Origin of the sequence: Gracilibacillus sp. YIM 98692 (assembly GCF_010993965.1) — a bacterium.
In the GTDB taxonomy this organism is placed as follows: Bacteria; Bacillota; Bacilli; order Bacillales; family Amphibacillaceae; genus Gracilibacillus.
The window spans coordinates 341,507-365,962 of record NZ_WIXM01000001.1; the positions used below are offsets into that span (position 1 = coordinate 341,507).

Below are 24,456 nucleotides of genomic sequence, written 5' to 3' on the forward strand. Positions count from 1 at the left end.
ATTCAAAGTGAAAATTGGGTAATAAAAATAGTTGCTCAAATCATGGTTTATCCATTCAATTGCGACATATTCGATGTAAAAAAGATAAGCCAAAATACCCAAGCTTGTTCCCTTTGATAAATTCCCTACGGTAAGTACTCCAGAATAACCGGAAAACTTTTATACTTTCGTCTCCCATAACTCTTTTACGGAAAACAGCATACATCGCAGTGGTTGCTGGAAAAAATCCAAAAACAATCAATCCAGCTAGTGTAAAGAGTATCCATAAAGCATTGATGTAAGCTAAAAATATGAAGCTATCCATCATACTATTTAATCTATCAAAAGATCTGTTCACTATGATTACCTCCTATCCATCTACCTCTACTGTCCTAAAAATCCGTTATTTATTAATATCGCATTTTAAAGAAAACTCGGCGATTGCCGAGCCTTTAGGCGACAGCAGAGCCGTAGTTGCACTTATACTTCGCACTTAAAAATTTTTACTACGTCGAGTAACTTCGTGCTAAAATTTTATGCTTTCCTAACGTGTAAACAAAGACTTTACTTTAAATGTTCCAAGCAAATCCCCTAATGTAATCGAAGCTTCCGGTTGGAATTGGTTGCTGTTCAAATAATGAATGAACTCCAAAAATAAATGATTTACTTCAGGAAGCTTCAGCGAGGCTTTGTCCGAGAAGTTCAGCGTAGTGACAAATAACTTCCCTCTTCCTACTCTAGCTTCAAAAGCATATGCAAGACGTTTTGCACGATTAAAGTTGTCAACTACTTCAATAATTGGCTCCACTTCTGGAATATGGTCTAGATTAATGGCTGGCGTTCGGTCTACTAAATGGTACCAATGCCAGTCAGAGAAACCATCGGTCGGATAATTGTGTAAGGCAGGATGTTCATGAATTCTCATCCCCATTGTCGTACCCTTTTGCTCTGGGAACCACATATAATTCCAAAACGTTGGCAAGTATCTAGTAAACACTTCATCGTATTGATTGTTCTCTTTGGCCATCATCCATACCGAACCACCATCTACGATATGTTGGATAATATCCCGTGACAGTTGATCAGTAATAACTAAATCCACTTGATTGTCCGGGTGGAAGCTGTGTTGTTTCATTCCTATCGTATCTTCAAATCTTGCCCCATAAAGAACAGCTCTCAGTTCACGCATATTGGTCCAAATTCTACTTTTATTTTCAGGCAATGCATTATGAGGAAAAGCCCAAAAATCCCATTCATTTGTGATAACCTTTCCATCTGCCTCCAGTTCAGCTCGCAGTACCAACTTGCGGGCAGCACCTTTTGGAATTGGTACAGCTATTTTCTTAAGGGCTGTTAATCCTTCACCTGAAATGTGATCGACATCCACTTGTTCTTCTTGAATAACGGCGTCATGATCACTTAACGTCCATTTAAGTGTTCCTTTTTTCAGTGCTTCTCCAAAGTGAGAAGCTTCTAAATCTGCGGATAGCATTTCACCATTGTAGACAGTTCGGCTTCTAGAACGCATTAAAAGGACAGTTTGCTCATTAAATTGACAAAAAGCGTTAGGCTCCACAATGTTTTTGGAATCCCAGAACACATCTAATATTCCTACAGTTGCATGACCTTGACCCGGGAAATCTCGAATGTCCAAAAGTTGGATTCCAGAAAGTGCTGGGGTTCTTCTAGCCTTTTCCATCGTTTCTTTTAAAGAGCGAACAAGATGGATACCAGTTGCTTCTTGAAATTCACCAAGGCGCTGATCTAAACCCTTTTTAGCGAGCGTATCGTTAGTAGTTTCCAACCAATTTGGCTGTAGCACACCTTCATATTTGGAAGCTTCCTCCGGACGAACATACATCGTAAACTGACCGTGTTCATGAGCAATTAACGGCTTATCATCCAATCTAGTAACCTCTCGATAGTCGAAGGTAGTATCAGGGCCAGCCGCATGATCTATATTATATGGTGGATGCCAATTTAGTGTTGGGATATAAAAATCACCTTCACGGTCATTAGCTGGTAGTTCCCCAAAACCAGTGTTATCCGTATATAGGCGTGTAAAATCTAGCTCTCTCGCATAACGTACCAATTCATTTAGTTGATTATGCCCTTCTTCACTTGTTAATTCATTACCCAAGGACAACATGACAAACGATGGATGCGTATGAAGGATATTTAATAGATTCTCCAATTCCCTCTTAAAAAATTGTTGTACTTCCTCTGGTGCATCTTTTTCTCTCGCTCGATAAAACTGACTCCAGTGGGGTAGTTCTGTTTGTACGAGCATTCCCGTCTCATCCGCAGCTTCCCAAAACGGCTCAGGCGGATTCCAGCCGTGCAAACGAACATGATTGAAACCATAACTTTTCACGGTTTTAAATTGCTTCAAATAATGTTCTTTATCCCAAATAGGATATCCGGTTTGCGGGAATATACAGCAGTCAACATACCCTGTTAAAAAGATTGGTTGTTCGTTTAATAGAAACTGATTTTTAGATGTTTCAAAAGAGCGGAATCCGAATGAATATTCTTTTTGGTCATATTCTGTCTCTTCGTGTTTCAATTTCAGTTCAAGCTTATATAAATAAGGATTAGTTGGTGACCAAAGTTCTGGGTTTTCTTTAAAATCTAAACTTAATAATTCTTCAAGGAATGCTACACTATTATCTTGATTAAGTTTTTTTGCTGCTTTCGCTACAACGTTCCCATTCTTATCTAACACGTTAGCATCTAAACTCCAGTCATTCTGATTCTGACAATTCTTTCTATTAATACTAACTTTAAGGTCTACACGCTTCTTATTGATATGTGATTCAATGTTTACCTTTTCAATAGAATAGGGTAATTGTGCCTCTAACTCAATACCGCCAGTAATCCCACCCCAGTAAGTGGACGTATGGTACGAGTGTATATGACTTTCTTGTAAGTCCATTCGCATACGGTTATCTACTTTAATAACAAATCGATGTTTTTTCCCAACTTGAACATACGGAGTAACGCTATATCGATGCGGACTAATGATACTATCCTGTTTACCCGCGTACTGGTCGTCTATCCAAACTTCTGTTAGCCAACGTACTCCTTTTAAGACAAGGAATAAGTCTCGCCCGGCACAGGAATCAGGAATTTCTATTTCCTTTACGTACCAAGCCACACCTTCATATTCATGTTTCTTTTTCCAAGTTCCAATTGGGTGGTGACCTGAAGGATTGCCAAACCCTTGCTCCTCCCAAGATCCTGGTATTTGGATCGTTTGTTCTGGTAATAAGCCGTTAGCTCCCGACCAACTTTGATTATTTTCTGAATCAAGATTAAAGTTCCATTCTCCATTTAGATTAATAGAAATTTTTTGTTGAACATTTGTTACCGACACATTAACTCCTCCTATCATTTCATAATCTTATGAGCACTATGATTTGACTGAACCACTTGTTAAACCTTCAATAAAGTGATTACTTGCCAAGACAAAGGCAATAAATATTGGAAGTACACTAATAGAAGTTCCCAACATAATGCCTGCTACATCGGTCCCGAACATAGTTGTAAGGTTGGCCAATGCTAAAGGAATTGTGAATTTCTCCGTACTATTCAGAACGATTAAAGGAAGTTGAAAATTCTGCCATGAGTTTAGAAATGCTAGAATAGCCAAGGCCCCTAAACCAGGACGAATGAGCGGAATAACCACCTGCAAATAAATTCTCATTTCTGATGCCCCATCCAAAATGGATGCCTCATATAACTCTTCCGGCACTGCCTGCTTAATATATTGGTGCATCCAAAACACACCAAAAGGATAAGCTGCTGTCGGGATAATAAGTGGCCAATGCGTGTCTATCCATCCTAACCATTTCATTTCCATAAACCACGGAATGATTCCAGCGAGAGGAGGAACCATGATCGAGCCGACCACAACATAGAAAAGCCATTTATTCCCTGGAGCGTTTACAAATCTCGCAAATCCAAAAGCAGCAAATGAGCTGACAAACAAAATTAATACGGTATTTAGAACTCCCACATAAACACTGTTCCATAAATTCATCCAAAATGGGATGGTGTCAAATAATCGTTGAAAATTAGAAACCAACTCTGTTCCAGGTAGTAAGGGTGGAGGAAAAGTATAAATATCTGCTTTAGAATTAGTTGCTAAAATAAACATCCATGCAAGCGGAAATACAAATAAAAGCATTACAACGATAACAAATAGATAAGAAAAGTACCTATTCGCTCCTTTTTTAATATTTTTCATACGATAGAACCTCCAAGTTATGTTCGTCTCCGCAATACCTTCGCATTAATTAACGTAACTACTAAGATAATTGCAAATAGAACATAGGATTGAGCAGCCGCTAAACCAAATTGGAAATATTGAAAGGCAGTTTGATACAGATACATCCCCATGCTTACCGCCGAGTTATTTACCCCTCCAGTTCCTTGCGTTAGGACATATGGTTCATCAAATATCTGAATGCCACCTACAGTAGCTGTAATGGCACTTACTAATATAATCGGCACCATTAAAGGTAAGGTTACATTTTTAATGATTTGCAAACCATTGGCTCCATCAATTTTAGCTGCATCGTAAAGCTCTGTTGGGATTGTTTGAAGACCTGCAATGTACAAAATAAAGTGATATCCTGTCCACCTCCACATGATGATCAGAACGATCAATGGCTTTATCCAAAATTGAGAACGTATCCAATCATAATTAAAAGTTCCTTCTATAAATAAACTGATTACAGCGTTAACTAATCCAGAATTTGTTGAGAAAACAACACTAATCATAATAGCTGTTAGTGCTGGAGCTACCAACAAAGGGAATAGGAAAACTACTCGAAAGAATCCTTTTGCCCTATGGACGTAGTGGTTAACCATATAAGCCAATACGAAAGCAAGTCCCATTGTGAATATAGTTGAAAAAAACCAAATATGAACGGTATTATAGATAGACTTAATGAAGACCGGATCTTTGAATAGTTTGATATAGTTATTAACACCTACAAATTCCGGCATCCCCACTCCATTCCATTTCGTAAACCCTAGAAAAAATGAAGCAATAATTGGAAATGCACTAAACATCAAAAACAAAATCAAGAATGGAGCAATACTAATATAAAACATCTTATTTTTCTTCATTCTCTTTAATAAAGAATTTCTTTCGATATTTATTAGTCTATCACTATCTAATGAAGCTTCTTTTTTTGTTTCCATTTGCATAGATTTACCTCCCTAAAAGGGTAGCGAGTCGGAAAGTTAGTTCCGACTCTACATTAAGCTATTACTCAATTCGCGCATTAATTTCTTGTTTTGCTTGTTCTAACGCTTCCTCAATACTCATGCCACCCTCGGTAATGTTAGTTAATAGAGCACTTACACCATCACTAGCAATCGGGTCGTCTTTCGTTACATAAGGAGCGGACATATCTTCCGCAACATTTTTAAATACGTCGTTTGTTACCTGACCACCAAAGAATGGATTCTCATTGTTCATCCAATCTTTAGTTAACGCTTCTAAATATGTTGGATAAAGTTCATCTTTTTCGTACATACCTTTCAGATTATCCATATCCTGTGTGACAAATTTTACAAATTCCCAAGCTGCTTCTTTCTTCTTACTGTCCTTTACAATACCTATAAAGTCTCCACCTTGGTCATAAGCAGATTTCCCTTGATAGGCAGGCGCATAAGTAACCCCCCATTCACCATCTGCTCCATCTGTATTGTTTTTTAAATACTTACCGAACCAGTTTCCAAATAAGAATGTAGCAATATTACCTTGTTGTATTGCAGCATTCCATTCTGGTGAGTACTGTTCATATGGAGCAAACGCTTCCATTTCACCTAGATTTTGAACCGTATCATACACATACATAAAGTGCTCATCTTCTATTTGCAATTCACCACTTTCATTAAAATAAGATGTTCCCGCCTGTTGAACTACAGCATTTAAAACCTCACTAGGTACCCCCAACATCCATTGCTCACCAGGCACGGATAATTGCTCGGCTACCTTCATGTAATCATCCCACGTTTTTAATAACTCATGAACTTCTTCTGGCTCCGTTGGCAAACCAGCCTCTTCAAATATTGGCTTATTGTAGAACATTGCAGCAGGTCCTGAGTTTTTCGGAAGTGCAAAAATATAACCTTCATCACCTTTTACATAGTCCCAAAAATAATCGAGGTATTGATCAGCAAATTCATTGGCGTTATATGGTTCTTGACTTAAATCCTCAAATAATCCCATTTCCTTAAAATTGATCACATCATTAATTTCAACCATCGCAACATCTGGTCCTTCACCAGCAATTAAAGATGAGGATAACTTATCGGCATATTGACCAGTACCGAAGCCCTGAACCTTAACTTTGATATTAGGGTGTTCCTCTTCAAACAAAGGAATCGTTATGTCTTCAAATGTTTGGTCATTGTTCGGCCAAGTCCATACAGTAATTTCCTGAGTTTCTCCGTCACCACTTGATTTTTCTCCCTCACCTGAACAAGCTGATAAGACAAGGATGTTAAGAACTAGAATAAAAAAAATAAAAAAATGCCTTCTCATAAAATACCTCCTCTTTTTCTGCAATCCATTTTTATAACTCGAACCCACTATACTAATCCCACCTTCATAAAGTTACCGTTTTAATTATACCTCCTTTTATTTGTAATCGCTTTCTTTAACTATTAAGTATTATACTAAGTTTACTTTAATAAAGTCAACAAATTAATTATTATTTTCTGAATTTTTAAAATTTATCCCCATTAAACATTAACCCCTAAAAAACTTCCACTCTTTTGCTTCATAGTGTCGATAAAGTGCAGTTTTTTCTAATCTTAATAGACATTTGTTACTTGAAAGCATTCACATTATATATTAAACTAACTTTATTAAATGAATGAAGTGAAACTTAGAATATGATTACTGAATACCTAAGGAGTGAGCATCTGTGTACAAAGCTACTAAAAAGATTAGTAAAGATATAATGAAGCAATACAATCAAAAATTAGTATTAAGAATTCTTAAAGAGAATGGTGCAACTTCAAAGTCTGAACTCTCTAAATATACCGGTCTAACACTACCAGCAATTGCCGATATTATGGATGCTCTAGAAAAACTTAATCTTATTAAAAATTTAGGAGAATCTCGAACTCAAAGAGGAAGGTTCCCAACTCTATATGAGTTAGAAAGAAGTTCATTTAAAGTAATTGGTATCATCATAAGCTCTAGATCTATCAGAGTTGGCCTTTACAATATGTTAGGGGAAGTTCTCAGTTATGTAGAAAAAGAATTACCTTCTGATACATGTCCGGAAAACATTTTGGATCAAGTATCTAATTTAATTGACAACTTACTGCATGATTCCAAAACTAGTAAAAGCGATATTAACGGAATTGGTCTTGGTATGCATGGAATTGTGGATTATATTAATGGCATTTCCGTTTACCCACCACACCTTAATTGGGATAATGTTCCTGTCAAAGAATTACTTGAAAAGAAAATTGGACTTCCGGTGTTGATTGACAACGACTGTAATACATTAGCATTAGCAGAATATTGGTTTGGAACAGGAAGAAATTTAGATTCTTTTATAACCGTAAACGTAGACTATGGAATTGGCGCAGGCATCATGATTGATGGAAAATTATTTCACGGGAGAGACTTTGGCGCTGGACAAATCGGGCATACAATCGTTCATGATAATGGCCCTCAGTGTTCTTGCGGAAATTATGGTTGTTTAGAAGTAATGTCTAGTGAAGTTGCCATTGTTGAAAATGTAGTCCGTAAAATAAAGAAGGGTTTTCCAAGCTCTATCACTAATACAGTAACCAATCCTGATGAAATTTCTACTAAACATATTTACAACGGAGCAAAAGATAAGGATGATTTAGCGTTAGAAACATTAGAATCTGCCGCTAGATATTTAGGCATAGGTATTTCCACACTAGTAAATGTGATTAACCCTGATAAAGTTATTATTACTGGCGGCTTCATCACCGCTAAAAATGATGTGATGAATCCACTGCATGATTCTTTTAAAAGACATGCGCTTAAGACCAATGTAAACAACTTTGAAATTGTTCCGTCTGAATTAGGGGATAAAGCTGGTGTACTCGGGGCAGCTACACTTTGGATTAACGAGCTATTCATGGGAGAACTGTCTCTAGATAATTTACGTAACAAAGATAATAAGGCTACAGTATAACTTTTTTGAAGTTTTTGAGAATAGAACCGTATCATAATGGTACTGTATAATCAAAGAAGCTTTATCTTACTATCTCAACGGTTTAAAAAAGTGACAGTGTCCGTTATTACCATCACTTCCAAAACTTATATCTACATGTTATAATAAACATGAGTAATGCATATAATAAATAACCCACAGTGATAACTGTGGGTTATGGATAAGCGGTTCCCCCAGAGGGTTCGGCTATCAGTTTGCCAATAGACCTCACCTACTCACTTTGGACGGTTAATAGGGAGGTCTATTTTCGTTTGATCATCTAGACTTTTCAATAGAATGATATGGATCTCCCCATACCATCACTTCTTTTGATACATTTACCTCTTCACCGTTTAAGACAACGCTTACACTATAAGCCGAATGAATTATCTCTTTCCACCTACAATATTTTACTTAGAAATGATTGTGTTCTTGGATTTTGAGGATTATCGAATAGCTGTATTGGGTTGCCTTCTTCCATAATGACGCCTTCATCCATGAAAATGACTCTGTCACCCACTTCCTTTGCAAAACCCATTTCGTGTGTGACAACCACCATCGTCATGCCCTCTTTTGCCAAGCTTTTCATAACTTCCAGAACATCTCCGACCAGTTCCGGGTCAAGTGCTGAAGTCGGCTCATCAAACAGCATGACTGCCGGATTCATCGCAAGTGCTCTAGCTATGGCTACACGCTGCTTTTGTCCACCAGATAAACTTTCAGGGTATACATCTGCTTTATCAGATAGGCCAACCTTGTCTAATAACGGTAGTGCTTCTTTTTCTGCTTCTTCTTTTGTTAGTTCTTTTACTTTAATTGGACCTAATGTAATATTGTCCAACACCGTCATATGCGGAAACAGATTAAAATGCTGAAACACCATTCCTACTTTTGTTCGAAGCTTGTTTATATCTGTGGACGGGTCTGTAAGCTGCTCCCCGTCAATTTCAACGCTTCCTGAAGTAATCTCCTCTAACAAATTCAAACAGCGTAAAAAGGTACTTTTCCCTGATCCCGAAGGACCAATGACACACACCACTTCACTTTCTTTAACTTCTGCGTCAATTCCTTTCAACACCTCTAAACTGCCAAATGATTTACGCAAATCGTGTACGGTTATCATATTAGACATCAAGCTTCCTTTCTATTCTTCGTAAAATTAATGAAGTCGGAATCGTAATAGCAAGATAGAGCAAACAGACCATTAATAGAGTCTCAAAATAGGCAAAGGTCACATTATAGTATTGACGGCCCATATAGAGTAGCTCTCCGACTGCAATAACCGAAAATAGTGACGTATCTTTCAAACTGATAATAAACTGGTTACCGAGTGGTGGAATCATTCGTTTGATCGCTTGCGGCCAAATAATATATCGCATCGTTTGGTTTTGAGTCAGACCAATTGTCCGGCCCGCCTCATGTTGCCCCTTATCAATTGAATGAACCGCTCCCCTAACAATCTCAGCAATGTAAGCACCAGCATTAATTGTAATCGCAAGTATAGCCGCGATCACCTTATCAATATTAAAACCTAAGTATTGCTCCGATACGACCATATAGATAAATAATACTTGTGCAAGTATTGGTGTTCCACGTACAACCTCGACATAAACGGAACAAATACCATTAATCCATTTGTTTTTAGACAAACGTCCAAGACCGGCAAATGCCCCTAATACAAAACCTAAAATCAGCCCAATGATTGTAATAAAAAGTGTCATACCTAACCCCACCATTAGAGAAGGCAAACTTTGAATATAATGTGACTGCAAAATCGCATCCAGCATCTATTAAATCTCTCCTTTGTTCTATAAAAAAGCGCAACAAGCTATCACTTGTTACGCTTGGAATTTTTATTAATTCTTGGTTGCATGTTTTTATTCAGGTGCTTCACCAAACCACTTTTTATAAATTTCATCATACGTGCCATTATCTTTTATCGTTTGCAATGCTTCGTTCACATCATCGACGAGATCAGAATCTTTTGGGAAAGCAATACCATATGGTTGTCCTTCAAGTAATTTACCAACGGTTTTCAGTTTCCCTTCACCTTCTTGTTGGATAAAGTACTTCACATTCGGCAAATCATAGAGAACGGCATCTAATCGACCAGACTTTAACGCCATATATGCATCTACAATAGCCGGGAATGCCTCGATTTCAGCATCCGTATTATTTTGTAAGTATTCCTGACTCGTAGAACCTTGACGTGTACCAACTTTTTTACCAGCTAAATCATCAACCGATTGAATATCTGATTCTGTTGGTACCATAACGATCAAACCAGAGTTATAGTACTTGTCCGAGAAGTTAATCGTTTTTTTACGTTCTTCGGTAATAGAAATACCGGCAACAGCCATTGGATAACGAGCAGATTTAATACCAGCAAGTAATCCATCAAATTGCATCGTTTCAAATTCCACATTAAATCCTGCTTCTTCCGCAATCGCTTTAATGAGTTCGATGTCGAATCCTTCCATTTTCCCTGTCTCAGGATTCTTATATTCAAACGGCTGGAAGTTGGCGTCTGTTGCTACAGTATATGTTTCTCCGCCTGCACCACAGGCTGCCAATAAAAATACTGTTAGCATTACTGCTACAATATTATAGAATTTCTTTTTCATAATTTCCCTCCCTCAATATCATGTTATTCAATCCAATCCACAATATGCTGTTATAATTTGTAAAAACAAACAAGCTTTCTTGATGCGCCCCATCATTGAAAAATATTTGAAAATGGAGAGAGAAACATCTGTTGCCAAAATTGAATTGCCAAGCATTGAAGCAATCAAAAAATGTGTATGATCGGATTATGTAAATCAATGCTTCCTCATTCTTTAATAAAAGATGAAATTGATAAAGAAGAACTTAGGGAAATGAAAACTGATTTGGAGGAAAAGCCTATTGCTTTACACAGCTTTTCATAGGGACAAATGGGTTTCCGTTAACTTAGAAGCATTTTTAAATGTACTAAATAACCATAAAGGAGATTAACTAATATGTCGCAGCGTGCAGTGGGAATATTGGAATTCGATGAAGTATCTCCCAGTTGTTGGTTTTCCACCGATAATTCAAAGTAAGATTGGTTGGATATAATTGTTAAAGTGAGCTGCTACACAATTATCTGATTACCTGCATTACCACTACTTCCAAAACTAATATCTACATGTTATAATAAATATGAGTAATGCATATAATAATAAGCCACAGTGGTAGCTGTGGTTTATGGATAAGCGGTTCCCCCAGAGGGTTCGGCTAACCATTCAGGATAGACCTCACCTACTCACTTTGTCGGTTAATAGGGAGGTCTATTTTCTATTGATCAACGAAACGATCAAAGCGAGTAATGCAATCAAGAAGGTACTAAGAGAACGCAGGTTAAATTGGCAACGTCCTGTGGAAACGCCTGCATAACCTTAATCCTGAAATCCTCCATAAAACTTTCATTTTCCCCCTTTTAAAAAAGTATAAAGCTCCCTAGGAAAAGGTGTTTACTGTTACAAAAATTCCATAGTTACGGATGTTATTGAACTTTTCAGAGAGATTACTAATAAAAGATCGGTAAGAAGAATAATAGCTATAAATTAATTAAAATTCACCTCTCTAATAGAGAGGTGAATAAAAACTTTCACAACCAAAGTCTATCCATAAAGGTTATGGAACCAATATTGTTTTAATAGAATCATCCCCCTTTTCAGCTAATCTAAATGCCTCCATAAAATCTTCTAAACGGAATTCATGCGTTATGATTTCATCTACTTTTACCAAACCCTTTTCCAGCATTTTAATTGCTACTGGATATCCATCTTGACCGCTAATATGAGAACCAACAACGTTTAATTCTTTTCTATCTCCAATTATACTCCAATCTACACTCGTTTCATCTGAGAACACACTAAATTCAACAAACGTACCCCGTTTTCGAATCATTTTCAACCCTTGAATAACACCTGACGGATGTCCAGAATTATGAATATATACATCACATCCATATCCATCTGTTAATTTTTTAACTTCTGCTTCAACATCTTGTTCAGCTGGATTTAGTACAATATCAGCACCTAATTTCTTAGCTAGGTCTAATCTTTTTGGTTTAAGATCAATTCCAATTAATAATTTCGGACTTTTTAATTTTGCTAACTGCAGTTTCATCAACCCAATAGGGCCTAAACCTGCAACAACGACAACATCATCAAATTCAATATTTGCTCTTTCTATAGTGTGAACCGAACAGGACAAGGGTTCTATAGTAGCAGCGTGTTTTTCAGGAATTGTTTTAGGAACTTTATGGACAATTGAATTTGAATGATATTTCATATATTCTGCCATTCCACCATCGGCAACAATTCTTTGGTGACCGTAAATATTTTGATTTTCACACATCCAATACGTACCATCAATACAATATCGACATTCCCTACAAGGAACAATTTGCTCAGCTATTGCTAAATCACCAATTTCCAAATTGTGTCTTATCTTAGCCTTATCACCAATGGCTACTACTTCACCGATAAATTCATGTCCAGCATTTACTGGGGCATCATTCCAAGGAGGCAGTACTCCTCCTCCCCAAAACATCGCTGCTCCTTGATAGGATTTTATATCACTCGCACAGATACCACATGCCTTAATCCTCACAAGAACTTCATCCTCGTTAATCTCGGGTACATCAACTTGCTCATACCTATAATCCTCAGGTCCATGACAAACTACTGCATGCATTGTTTTAGGTAAATCTTTCAACTTTTCCATTTATAACTTTTCTCCTCTCATCACGATAATTTTTTTCTATATTTATCTATTCCAACTGCAATTAAAACAACTATCCCCATTAATAATTGCTGCCAAAACGACGAAACATTTAAAATAACTAAACCATTTTGCAGTGTAGCAATAAATACTGCACCAATTAATGTCCCAACAATACTTCCAACTCCACCTTTTGTCAGACTAGTTCCACCAATTACCGCTGCAGCAATAGCTGTTAATTCAAATGTCATTCCTGCTACAGGTTGTGCTGAATTTAAACGTGCCATCAATATCAAAGCACTAACAGCTGTCAAACATCCAGATATTGAAAATACTATCATTTTAACCGCTCTAACATTAATGCCTGATAGTCTAGCTGATTCACTATTATCACCTGTGGCATAAATCTTTCTTCCCATCCGAAGTTTTGTTAGAACAAAATAACACAATCCGTAAATAATGAGCATAATCCATACAATGTAAGGAATATAAAGAAATTTCCCATTGGCTAATACTCTAAAACCATCCGGCAATCCTACAACCGCTTGTCCTCCTGAATAAACATATGCACTTCCTCGATACAACCACATCGTTGCGAGGGTAACAATAAACGCAGGAAAACCTAAATAAGCAACAAAAACTCCGTTAAAAACTCCCATCAATATCCCCATTAATAACGCAACACCTACGCCTAACCAAACACTGCCAGTTGTAATCATAATTTCTCCACTGACTATAGAGGTTAATGCTAAAATGGAACCTACAGACAAGTCTATTTCACCTGAAATAATTACAAACGTCATTCCTGCAGCAATAATTGCGTTTGTTGCCGACTGTATAAGTATATTTTCTAAATTTCCAAGACTAAGAAATACAGGTGATAGGATTGAAAAAACTGTCATTAAAGCGAATAATCCCAAAAATATACCTAACTTTCCGAATAACAAATTCATTACTCGCTTATAATTTATCGATTTGTCTGCTGATACCACGTATTCTGTACTCATGTTTTAATCACTCCCTTTCGTTGTAATACAATTAAAGATCGTATCTTGATTCACATCCGAACCTTTTAATTCATGTGTAATCTCACCTTTGGCCATAATTAATACTCGATCGCTTACTGTAGCCAGTTCTTCTATTTCAGACGAAATGACTATTGCTGTATTTCCCTTTCTTGCAAAATCTCTGACTAATTGGTAAATTTCTGCTTTTGCACCTACATCAACACCTCTTGTAGGTTCATCAAATATCAAAAGTTTTGCGCCAACATGGAGCCATTTAGCGATTGCCACTTTTTGTTGGTTTCCACCACTTAAATTTTTTACTGCTGTTGATCCCGCTCCTTTTATGTTCATTTTCTGCTTGTAACTTTTAAAAGTTTCAATTATTTTCTTATCGCTAACAACAAGACCTTTACTTACCTTGGGCAAATCAGTTTGAATAATATTCTCTTGAACGGATAACCCTAAATTAAGTGCTTCCTCTTTCCTATTTTCACTTAAATAACCAATCCCATTACGAATCGCATCTTCTGGTGTTTTATTTTGGATAATTTCTCCATTCAAAGAGATTTCGCCTTTTTCCAATTTATCTGCCCCAAAAATTAATCTTGCAAGCTCTGTTCTTTGTGCTCCTACTAGCCCGCCTATGCCTAATATTTCGTTTTTTCTCACTGAAAAAGATATATCCTTAAGAAATTTTCTATCACTAATTCCTCTTACACCAAACATTATTTCATTAGAATTACTTATTTCATCTTCTGTTTTTACTCTATTTAACTTTCTCCCCGTCATAGATGTAATAATCTCGTCTTTTGAAGTTTTATCTATATCTAATTTATTCACTAGTTCGCCATCCCGCATAATGACAGCATTATCTGCAATCTCAAAGATTTCATCTAGTCGATGTGAAATATATATAATTGAGATATTTTGCTTTTTTAAATGCTTTATTACATCGAAGAGTCTTTTTGTTTCATCCGTTGCTAGAGATGTAGTCGGTTCATCCATGATGATCACTTTACAATCTTGAGCTAATGCTTTTGCAATTTCTACCATTTGTTGATTGGGAAGTGATAAATTAGAGACTTTTTCATCTACATCTACATCATAAACTTGTAGTTTTTCTAATTGATGTTTTGCTTCCTTTTTCATCTTTTTATAATCAATGATTTTAGGAAATTGTGTAATTAGAGGTTCATTCGTTAAGTAAATATTCTCTGCAACTGTAAGTTCTGAAAGCAAACTAAGCTCTTGATAAATAATACCTATTCCCAATGACTTCGCTTCTAAAGTACTGTAATTTTTCGGCAAATAATTGTCTTGAATGATGATGTCTCCGCTATCTCTAGTTTCCGCTCCACTTAATATCTTCATTAGCGTCGATTTCCCTGCACCGTTTGCTCCGAGCAGAGCAGTGACTGCCCCTTTAGAAATACTAAATGAAACACCATTTACAGCCTTTACTCCTGGATATTCTTTATATATGGAGTTGAATTCCAATAAAGTACCTGACAAGTTCACTCACTCCTTTCCACAATATAGAATTTATACACTATTGATAGATTAAAAGAAGAGAAGTAGAGATATTGGCTTTTAAAAGCCAACATCTCGTCATATAGCCACATTTAGTATCCTTTATCAGTTATACCGAATAACGGAAATCTCTCAGCTATATATTCATAGATTGTCTGATCTGTAAGTCCTTCAATATTCTCTTTTGTTACTAATGAAGTTGGATAAATAACTTCTCGATTAAATTCAAAATCAGGATTTGCCACTAAAGCTGCAGCCAATCTTACGCCCATTACCCCTTCATCAATGTTTGGTAATGCTACAAATGCGTCTAAATCATCTTCTAATACTAAATCCACAGCATCAATAATTCCGTCGTAACCAACTAAGATCAAATCTTCTGCCCTTTGCTCAGCTTCTGCAGCACTTGCCATTCCAACCGCCATTTGATCATTACTAGCAAATATAGCATCAATATCAGAATGCGCGGTTAACATGTTAGTAGTTGCATCAGCGGCTAAGTCTGATCTCCAATCACCACTTGCTTCTGCCACAACTTCAATACCTGGATATTCCTCCATGGCTTTCATGAAACCCTCTTTGCGATCTATTCCAGTTGATTGTGCTAATAAACCAGTGATTAAACCTACTTTCCCTTCACCATTCAACTGTTCTGCAATATATTTACCTGCTTTATATGCACCTTCTACGTCATCAGCTCCAACAAAAGCATCATACATGCTTGGATCACTAATTCTTGTGTCAAAGTTAACAATTTTAATTCCTTCATTTCTTGCCTTTTCTATCGCAGGAATAATACCATCTGAGCTTGTTGCAGATATAACAATGGCATCTGTTTGTTTTTCGATAGCTGATTCAACCATTGCTACTTGCTTGCCAAGGTCAACTTCCTCTTCTGGAAGAGATATTGTTAAGTTAACTCCAAGATTTTCTGCTTCTTGTTCTGCAAAGTCAGCAACTGAAACCCACCAAGGATTATTAAGTGTTTTTCCTATCCAAGCAATATCCATTGTTTCACCATCAATTTCTGTCATGTCAACGTTTTTATCTACATTTTCATTATTATTACAACCAACAAGTGTAATTAAAATAACCACCAAAAATAAATTGATGAAACTTTTTATTTTTAACATATAACTCTCCCTTTCTATTATTATTTAATATCTAAAAATTAGACCTCAGCTGTAGTTAACACTTTTTTTACATATTTCTCCCATTTTTGATAAAGTGTATCTCTCGTTTCTATATTCATCTTTGGAGCATATACTTGTTCATTATTATGAATTGATTTGATTTCATCTAGAGAATGCCAAAAACCAAAAGCTAATCCTGCTAAGTAAAAGGACCCCATTGCTGATAATTCCTTTATTTGCGGTACAACCACCTTACAGTTTAGGATATCTGCTTGAAACTGCATTAAAAACTTATTTTGAATGGCACCACCATCAACTTTTAGTTCCGAAAGAGCAACAGATGATTTATCCTCTATCACTTTAGATGCACTCTTCACTTGATAAGCAATACTTTCAAGTCCTGCGCGTATTATATGTGCTTTTTTTGTCGACCTAGTGACACCAAATATGGCTGCACGTGCGTTCGGATCCCAGTAAGGAATTCCTAGACCCACAAATGCAGGCACTAAATAAACCCCCTCATTGTCTGAAATTTCATTCAGTATTGCGTCACATTCACTGAAATTATGAAAAAGCTGAAGGTTATTCCTAATCCAATTCAACGTATCACCAGTGCTATGAATAATGCCTTCTACCCCGTAACAAACACTTTGGCCTCTCAACTTCCAAGCTATTGTATTGACTAAACCGCTTACATTTTCAGGTTTTTTTTCACCCGCATGCATCATAAGTGATGTCCCTGTACCAAATGTCGCTTTTACCTCTCCTTTTTCAAAACATTTTTGTCCAAATAATGCGCCTTGTGAATCACCGATTACTCCAGAAAGAGGTAACCTTTCTAGTTCTTGTATATCTGAGATATTCCCAAAAAATTCATCAGAAGCTCTCACATTGGGCAGCATATTGCGATCTAATCCGAAGATTTCCAATAACTCACTATCCCAATCTAAATTATTGATATTAAAAAGCAACGTCCTAGAGGCATTGGTATAATCAGTTGCATGAATGTGACCATTCGTTAACTTCCACATTAGCCAACTGTCCATTGTACCTATTAATATTCTATCTTCTTTCATTTTTTCGTTTATTCCTTGTGTTTCATTTTCCAATATCCACTTTATTTTAGTAGCTGAAAAATATGGATCAATTGTTAATCCTGTCTTCTCTCTTATAACGCCTTCAAAGCCTTTCTTTTTTAGTTGCTCACACATAGATGCAGTTCTCCTACACTGCCAGACAATCGCGTTATACAAAGGCTCACCAGTATATTTATCCCACACAACTACTGTTTCTCTTTGATTTGTTATAGAAATGCCTGCCAGTTCCTGTTTACCATTTTCTAATTCTGCTACTATCTTTTTTAATAAACTCTTAACATTTTCATAAATTTCATTCGGATCATGTTCTACCCATCCTGAATGAGGATATATTTGTCTATGTTCTTGACTTAATGTTTTTAGAATCTTACCATTTTTGTGAACTAGTAATACTTTTGTACCGGAAGTGCTTTGATCAATTGCTATAATTTTTTCAGCATTCAAAATTAACACCTCAATCTGTCGCTAACATTTGTAATGCTTCCTTAACAGCACTATCAGCATTTAATCCATAGTAATCAAATATTTCTTGTTTATTTCCAGTTATACATGGTTCATCTGGAAAACCTAAGATTTTAAGTTTAGTTGGGTAATGCTGTGATAGTAGCTCTGATACAGCCGACCCTAAACCTCCAAAAACACTATGCTCTTCCATTGTAATAATATTTTTTGTTTCTTCCGCTGCCATTAACACTTTTTCTTCATCTAAAGGCTTAATCGTATGGATATTAAGAACTCGACATTCAATACCTTGTTCCTTTAATTTATCAGAAGCTTCTATGGCATGGCTGACAGTTTCACCTGTTGCAATGATTGTAATATCATCTCCCTCTCTTAATGGAACAGCTTTGCCAAGTTCAAAGTTATAATTTGTATCTGTATATACATCAGGGACAGCATTCCTTCCAATTCTCATATATACAGGACGATCATAATCTACAAGTGCTTCTATCATTTTTTCAGATTCAATTCTGTCTGCTGGGATCATCACATCAAGGTTTGGAATTGCTCTTGTTACCGCAATATCTTGTAAAGAGTGATGAGACATGCCTAATGTGCTGTAGCTTACCCCACCACTGACACCTATAATTTTTACATTAGAATTTGAGTAGGCTACATCCACCTTAATTTGTTCGATACTCCTCATTGTAATAAAACACGCATAAGATGATACAAAAGGTTTCTTACCACTTTTCGCTAATCCAGATGCAATCCCAATTAAGTTTTGTTCGGCAATTCCTACTTCAATTAGTTGGTCAGGCAAGACTTTCCCAAATTCAGCCATAGCTGTAGAACCTCTGGAATCACTGGTTAAGACATAAATATCTTTATTTTCCTTTGCAATTTGAATTAATTTAGCGCCCACCGCTTTTCTATTAGGAATTGTGTTTGTGTTAATACTATGCATTGGACAACACCTCCAATTGTTCAGAAAGTTCTTTCATTGCCACTTCATATTCCTCGTCTGACGGAACTTTATGATGCCAGCCTGCTTGGTTTTCAGCTAAAGAGATTCCTTTTCCTTTGATAGTATTTGCAATGACAACAGTCGGCTTGTCTTTAATAGTTGGAATGATATCGAATACATTTTTTAACTCTTTAAAATCATGACCATCAACTTCCATCACTTCCCATCCAAAGGAATTCCATTTTTCTACTAGTGGTTCAACCGACATGACATCTTCCGTTTTTCCTGTAATCTGTAACCTATTTCTATCGATGATTGCGATTAAGTTATCTAATTTATAGTGTGATGCTGCCATAGCTGCTTCCCATACAGAGCCTTCAGCTAATTCTCCATCACCTAACAAAGTAAATACCCTGTAAGTATCTTTATCCTTTTTTGCTGCCAATGCCATTCCAACACTGCAGGATAACCCATGTCCTAAAGCACCTGTATTCATTTCAACACCTGGAATTTTATTATTTGGATGTCCAATAAGATTTGATTTAAAAGCACTAAAATTTTTTAATTGATTTTTTGAAAAAAAACCTTTATCCGCTAGTATTGCGTAATACGATTCTACAGCGTGTCCTTTACTTTGAATGTATCTGTCTCTTTTAGACCAATTAGGATTTTGCGGATCTACATTCATTTGATCGTAATATAACAAAGTTAAAATATCTACATTAGAAAGTGATGAACCTGTATGACCAGATCCTGCATTATAAATCATTTCTAATAAACTTTTACGTATTTCCAGCGATTTCGTCTTCAAATAAAGTTCTGAACCCATTAAGATCCTCCTTTTTATTAAAAATTTTAATTATTTTAACGCTTATAAGCAATATAACAACTAATTAAAGCGCTGTCAATAAAAATTTTATTAAAATTTTTTAAAAAGAAAATCTAAATATTTCATTTTCACGATCAGTATATTGTACTGCAACACCATATTTCCAATCATTCAATACTATTAATTTAAAAACTAAAAATTTTAATAAAAATATTTGATTAACTAATTTTGTTAATATACAATTAGTGATAAAGTATCGATATCACAATACGAATTCATATGAACCACTCATATTTGACTTAAAATCTTTTATTTAAAAGAAAGGTATGATTCTGGCATGAAATTAACTATTACAGATATAGCAAGGCTCGCTAATGTTTCCATTTCATCAGTTTCTTTAGCTTTAAACAACAAACCAGGTCTAGCTCAAGAAACTAGAGAAAAAATCCTAAAAATTGCAGAAGCAAATGGGTATGTCGTCAAAAATAATTTTGCTCAAAATAAAAACGTTGTAAACCGTTCAGATAATATTATTAAATTTGTTGCATGTACCAATCCAGGTATCGTAATAGAAGAATACGAGTCATTGCCATTTTTCACTGAATTAATTAATAATATTGGGAAGTATCTTTTCTCAAAGGATTATTCTTTAATGCTATCTAATATAAATATGGATAATTTACATGAGGATATTAAACTTATTAGTAAAGAAGGAGGTTGTGATGGGATTATTTTGCTTGGTACAGATTTAAATGAGGAACAAATAGAATTTATTGCAAAACACCAGCCGAATATTGTTGTTCTTGATAATTGTTTTGACACTCTTAATGTTAGCTTTGTAAATATGAACAGCATGCAAGGGGCATATCAAGCAACAAAATATTTAATCGAAGCCGGACATAAAAGAATAGGATATGTAAAGTCGAAAGTTAGAATTAGAAACTTCGAATTACGTAAAGAAGGCTTTATGAAGGCGTTAAATCAGAATAACTTAAAACTTTTAGATAAAGATATTTTAACTATGATCCCTACAGTGTTATCATCTCAAGAAGTATTCAAAAAAAAAATCGATCAAAGGCGTGATGATTTACCTACTGCGGTGTTTTGTGAATCAGATTATATGGCAATTAGTTTTATCAAAAGTTTAAGTGAAGTCGGTTTAAAAATTCCTAATGATGTATCAGTTGTTGGGTTTGATGATATTCAAGAAGCTAAAATTCTTACCCCTGAATTAAGCAGTATATCCGTAGATAAAGAAAAGATGGCTACTTTAGCAGTGGACAAAATAATAGAATTAATGAATAACCCACAACAAACAAGAGTAAAATATATTGTTGATACCGAATTAATAGTACGAAACTCAACTCAAACCATAGAGCAACATACTTCATCTACTGAATAAATTAGCTGCATTGAATTCTATAAAGGGTTAAAACAGCTACATTTCAAAGCAGTATAGTATTTTTCATTTTAAAAGTATGCCATTTGAGCACACATCGTTCAGGTATATAAGCAATAGAAGTAACATGCCATTAAATACTATAATATCACTAAGCAATGCATATACTCATATTCCATACGGGAACTATGGGTTATGGCTTTCACTTTTTTGATAGACCCTCATCTAATCACTCGTAAAGGGAAATAGGGGTGTCTATTTTCGTTCAAAGTAATTTTGGGGATAAAACAACTATATAACGACAAAAAAGGGTCATTTGCTCGCGAATATGATAAGGGTATCTTCTAGAGTGCCACCTGGTTCCGTACGAATGCCAACCATCTACAATTAGAAGAGTTAGGGTGCCAGCATCCGAGCAAATGACCAATCCCTAAGTACGATAACGGTCACATTATAATTGGAATAATTTAGACATTTAACAAAATGCAGTCATTTTTAACAAATTATTAATCTCGCAAGGCTCTCATTTTACAAACACAATCCTGGGCAGTTAAAAAGCAAAGTAAGGTCAAAAACGATGGCGAATTTTGCTTACGAAGAACCTTATACTTGACGTTCGTTCAATCGAAGATCGTTATAAAAGTTGTTTCAAAGAAACCCCTTTCTCTATATTAATATCTTATTACTATAAATTATATCCTTATAAACAGGTATAAGCTCCATCCACTACTACATCGCTACCTGAGGTATAACCTGCAGCATTACTAGCTAAATAAAGTACAGGTGGCAATAGCTCTTCGGGTTTTGCAAAACGGCGCATAGGAATAAGTGGTAACCAAGCATCTTTAAGTTCCTGTGGTGTGTCGATAGACATTGGGGTAGTAACATATCCGGGACTAAGGCTGTTAACTCGAATTTGATGCTTTGCCCACTCAACAGCCAATGATTTTGTCATGTGGACAACAGCTGATTTAGATGCGTTGTAAGAAGCTTGCATTTGGGGCACATTAACAATAGACCCAGACATTGAAGCCATATTAATAATACTTCCTTTGATACCTTGTTCAATCATAATCTTACCTATAGCACGAGCTACAATGAATTGCCCGGTGAGATTTACATCTATTACTTCTCTAAATTCGGCAACAGTTGCATCCAATGTAGATTGATGCATACAAATTCCTGCATTGTTAAATAAAATATCGATAGAACTTGAACGATTAAGGATTTCTGAAAGTGCGTTATCAACGCTTTCTTCTGTCGTTACATCTGTTGCAATCCAGTATGCTTTTCCACCTTGATCTTCTATCAGCTTCACTGTTTCATCAGCTCCACTTCGGCAAAGTATGGCTATCTCTGCCCCTGCCTTCGCAAGACCAATAGCAACTTTTTGACCAATGCCACGTCCTCCACCAGTTACAACAGCAACTTTGCCTTTTAGTCCAAACATATCTTCTAAAAACATGTCAAATTCCCCCTGAGAATAAAAAAGATATCAATCCTTGTTAATTTTTTGATAGCAATTACTTAGAATTTCGGAAAAAGAGGCTAGCTAGCACCTCGTGTCTGAATTATAAACATCAATAAATCTTCATTTTTATTCTTTGACTATAAAAGAGATGCTGCTTCCTCATCTATGATTATGGTTACATTATTATGTAACTGAAGTAATGAGGATGGATGTTGTAAGGTAATTTTTCCATTAAAGGTTGCTCTTATTGATTCTGCTTTTTCCTTGCCACTAGCAATCAATATGATTTCTTTGGATTGCAAAATATCTCCGACACCCATAGCAACTGCCTGCTTTGGAACTTCATTGATATCTTGAAAAAAGCGAGCGTTTGCTTGGATTGTTTCTTCCGTTAAAGAAGCGATATGTGTCCCTGCTTTTAACTCTTCATTCGGTTCATTAAAACCAATATGACCATTTCCCCCAATTCCAAGTATCATGACATCAATACTACCAGCTTCCGCTAGTTTTTGATCATATTCTCGCAAGACTTGATTCTCATCTTCAAAAATCCCTGATGGAATATGGATATTGTTTTTATCTATATTTACTTCAGAAAACAAATTGTTCCACATATAGTATGTATAGCTTTGAGGGTGGTCTTCAGAGAGGCCAACATATTCGTCTAAATTAAAGGTTGTGACACGGCTAAAATCCAAATCACTTTCTTTATGCAATTCAATGAATGTTTGATATGTTCCTACAGGTGTTCCTCCAGTAGATAATCCTAATACAAGATTTGGTTGTTCTTTTATTTTATGAGACACTTCTTTCGCTGCCTTTTGGCTCATTTCATGGTAATCTTTCGTAACAATCCACTTTCTCAACTATCTCACCCCTATAAATTGAATCATTGTTTCAAACAAGTTGTTAAAATGATGAGATGCGTGTTTTCTACACACCCATCTCATCACACATTACGGTGTTTTAGGACATGTCTGTTCTGGTTTCTTTAATAACTTCTACAAATTGCTTGGCTCTTCTTGTAATTTCCTTATAGTCCCCTTGTTTTGCACTACCTACTAAAGAACCACCTGCTCCGACTGCTGAGGCGCCTGCTTTTATCCATTCGTGAACATTATTAATATCTACACCACCAGTAGGCATTAACTTCGCTTGAGGAACTGGGCCTTTAATCGCCTTTATCATTTGCGGACCATTTACTTCACCTGGGAATAGCTTAATAATATCTACTCCAGCCTCCATAGCCTCCACAACTTCTTTTATTGTCATAGCACCAGGCATGCAAGGGACACGATAGCGATTACTTAAACGTACCGTTTCCTCATCAAAATAAGGAGATACAATATATTGTGCCCCTGAAAGAATTGCGATACGCGCAGTTTCTGAGTCCATGACAGTACCAGCACCTAACACAATTTCTCCCTCATTGTAGGAATCCGATAATTTTTCAATCACGCGATGCGCTCCAGGTACAGTGAAAGTAATTTCTAAGGCATTAATCCCTCCTTCTAAACACGCTTCAGCGATTCTTAATGCTTGGTCTGTATTATCCGCTCTAACAACAGCAACAATTCCCACATCTGTAATATTTTTAATAATCGTTTCTTTATCTAACATTTATTTCATCTC

General features: G+C 36.0%; 20 protein-coding genes. 2 read left to right on the plus strand and 18 right to left on the minus strand.

What is annotated here, in order from left to right:
• Positions 1 to 55 precede the first annotated feature (55 nt).
• The 5 genes from GHD00_RS01435 to GHD00_RS01455 form a co-directional block, all read right to left on the minus strand.
• Entirely contained in the window at positions 56 to 337 is a 282-nt protein-coding gene (locus tag GHD00_RS01435) for a YesL family protein (protein ID WP_163536305.1), read from the minus strand.
• A gap of 186 nt (positions 338 to 523) precedes the next feature.
• Positions 524 to 3,355: a glycoside hydrolase family 2 protein gene (locus GHD00_RS01440; protein WP_163536306.1), complete on the minus strand. Its 2,832-nt coding sequence runs from the start codon at positions 3,353 to 3,355 to the stop codon at positions 524 to 526.
• A 36-nt stretch (positions 3,356 to 3,391) separates the two neighbouring features.
• Positions 3,392 to 4,228 (minus strand): carbohydrate ABC transporter permease, encoded by an 837-nt coding sequence (locus GHD00_RS01445; RefSeq protein WP_163536307.1) that lies wholly within the window; start codon positions 4,226 to 4,228, stop codon positions 3,392 to 3,394.
• 17 nt (positions 4,229 to 4,245) lie between these two features.
• On the minus strand, positions 4,246 to 5,196 hold the full coding sequence (locus GHD00_RS01450; protein ID WP_163536308.1) for a carbohydrate ABC transporter permease: 951 nt from the start codon (positions 5,194 to 5,196) through the stop codon (positions 4,246 to 4,248).
• Between the two features lie 61 nt (positions 5,197 to 5,257).
• Positions 5,258 to 6,541 carry an ABC transporter substrate-binding protein gene (locus GHD00_RS01455; protein WP_163536309.1) on the minus strand — a complete coding sequence of 428 codons (1,284 nt, stop codon included), beginning with the start codon at positions 6,539 to 6,541 and terminating at the stop codon, positions 5,258 to 5,260.
• 385 nt (positions 6,542 to 6,926) lie between these two features.
• On the opposite strand from GHD00_RS01455, the gene GHD00_RS01460 reads away from it, so the two are divergent.
• On the plus strand, positions 6,927 to 8,183 hold the full coding sequence (locus tag GHD00_RS01460) for an ROK family transcriptional regulator (RefSeq protein ID WP_163536310.1): 1,257 nt from the start codon (positions 6,927 to 6,929) through the stop codon (positions 8,181 to 8,183).
• A gap of 418 nt (positions 8,184 to 8,601) precedes the next feature.
• On the opposite strand, the gene GHD00_RS01465 is transcribed toward GHD00_RS01460, so the two are convergent.
• The 10 genes from GHD00_RS01465 to GHD00_RS01510 all read right to left on the minus strand — a co-directional run bounded on the left by GHD00_RS01465 (position 8,602) and on the right by GHD00_RS01510 (position 19,954).
• On the minus strand, positions 8,602 to 9,324 hold the full coding sequence (locus GHD00_RS01465; RefSeq protein ID WP_163536462.1) for an amino acid ABC transporter ATP-binding protein: 723 nt from the start codon (positions 9,322 to 9,324) through the stop codon (positions 8,602 to 8,604).
• A gap of 1 nt (position 9,325) precedes the next feature.
• The gene (locus GHD00_RS01470; RefSeq protein ID WP_163536311.1) at positions 9,326 to 9,988 is read right to left on the minus strand and encodes an amino acid ABC transporter permease; all 663 of its coding nucleotides are present in this window, start codon (positions 9,986 to 9,988) and stop codon (positions 9,326 to 9,328) included.
• A 90-nt stretch (positions 9,989 to 10,078) separates the two neighbouring features.
• Positions 10,079 to 10,825, minus strand: coding sequence for a transporter substrate-binding domain-containing protein (locus GHD00_RS01475; RefSeq protein ID WP_163536312.1), 747 nt, complete (start codon positions 10,823 to 10,825; stop codon positions 10,079 to 10,081).
• A gap of 1,030 nt (positions 10,826 to 11,855) precedes the next feature.
• Positions 11,856 to 12,953: a zinc-binding dehydrogenase gene (locus GHD00_RS01480; protein WP_205600691.1), complete on the minus strand. Its 1,098-nt coding sequence runs from the start codon at positions 12,951 to 12,953 to the stop codon at positions 11,856 to 11,858.
• A gap of 20 nt (positions 12,954 to 12,973) precedes the next feature.
• Complete coding sequence (locus tag GHD00_RS01485; protein WP_240468558.1) at positions 12,974 to 13,957, minus strand: ABC transporter permease; 984 nt, start codon at positions 13,955 to 13,957, stop codon at positions 12,974 to 12,976.
• A 3-nt stretch (positions 13,958 to 13,960) separates the two neighbouring features.
• Complete coding sequence (locus tag GHD00_RS01490) at positions 13,961 to 15,469, minus strand: sugar ABC transporter ATP-binding protein (protein ID WP_205600692.1); 1,509 nt, start codon at positions 15,467 to 15,469, stop codon at positions 13,961 to 13,963.
• 110 nt (positions 15,470 to 15,579) lie between these two features.
• Positions 15,580 to 16,620: a sugar ABC transporter substrate-binding protein gene (locus GHD00_RS01495; RefSeq protein WP_163536314.1), complete on the minus strand. Its 1,041-nt coding sequence runs from the start codon at positions 16,618 to 16,620 to the stop codon at positions 15,580 to 15,582.
• Between the two features lie 38 nt (positions 16,621 to 16,658).
• Complete coding sequence (gene glpK, locus GHD00_RS01500; RefSeq protein WP_163536315.1) at positions 16,659 to 18,161, minus strand: glycerol kinase GlpK; 1,503 nt, start codon at positions 18,159 to 18,161, stop codon at positions 16,659 to 16,661.
• 10 nt (positions 18,162 to 18,171) lie between these two features.
• Positions 18,172 to 19,125: a transketolase family protein gene (locus tag GHD00_RS01505; protein WP_163536316.1), complete on the minus strand. Its 954-nt coding sequence runs from the start codon at positions 19,123 to 19,125 to the stop codon at positions 18,172 to 18,174.
• Positions 19,118 to 19,954: a transketolase gene (locus GHD00_RS01510; RefSeq protein ID WP_163536317.1), complete on the minus strand. Its 837-nt coding sequence runs from the start codon at positions 19,952 to 19,954 to the stop codon at positions 19,118 to 19,120. Before GHD00_RS01510 ends, GHD00_RS01505 begins: the two co-directional genes overlap by 8 nt.
• Before the next feature lie 337 nt (positions 19,955 to 20,291).
• On the opposite strand from GHD00_RS01510, the gene GHD00_RS01515 reads away from it, so the two are divergent.
• Entirely contained in the window at positions 20,292 to 21,356 is a 1,065-nt protein-coding gene (locus GHD00_RS01515; protein ID WP_163536318.1) for a LacI family DNA-binding transcriptional regulator, read from the plus strand.
• Positions 21,357 to 22,053: 697 nt separating this feature from the next.
• Here the strand turns inward: GHD00_RS01515 and GHD00_RS01520 are convergent.
• From GHD00_RS01520 to GHD00_RS01530, 3 genes are all read right to left on the minus strand, one after another.
• Positions 22,054 to 22,803, minus strand: a complete 750-nt coding sequence (locus GHD00_RS01520; RefSeq protein ID WP_240468559.1) for an SDR family oxidoreductase — start codon at positions 22,801 to 22,803, stop codon at positions 22,054 to 22,056.
• A gap of 158 nt (positions 22,804 to 22,961) precedes the next feature.
• Complete coding sequence (gene nagB, locus GHD00_RS01525) at positions 22,962 to 23,690, minus strand: glucosamine-6-phosphate deaminase (protein ID WP_163536320.1); 729 nt, start codon at positions 23,688 to 23,690, stop codon at positions 22,962 to 22,964.
• 100 nt (positions 23,691 to 23,790) lie between these two features.
• Complete coding sequence (locus GHD00_RS01530; protein WP_163536321.1) at positions 23,791 to 24,444, minus strand: bifunctional 2-keto-4-hydroxyglutarate aldolase/2-keto-3-deoxy-6-phosphogluconate aldolase; 654 nt, start codon at positions 24,442 to 24,444, stop codon at positions 23,791 to 23,793.
• Positions 24,445 to 24,456: the final 12 nt, after the last annotated feature.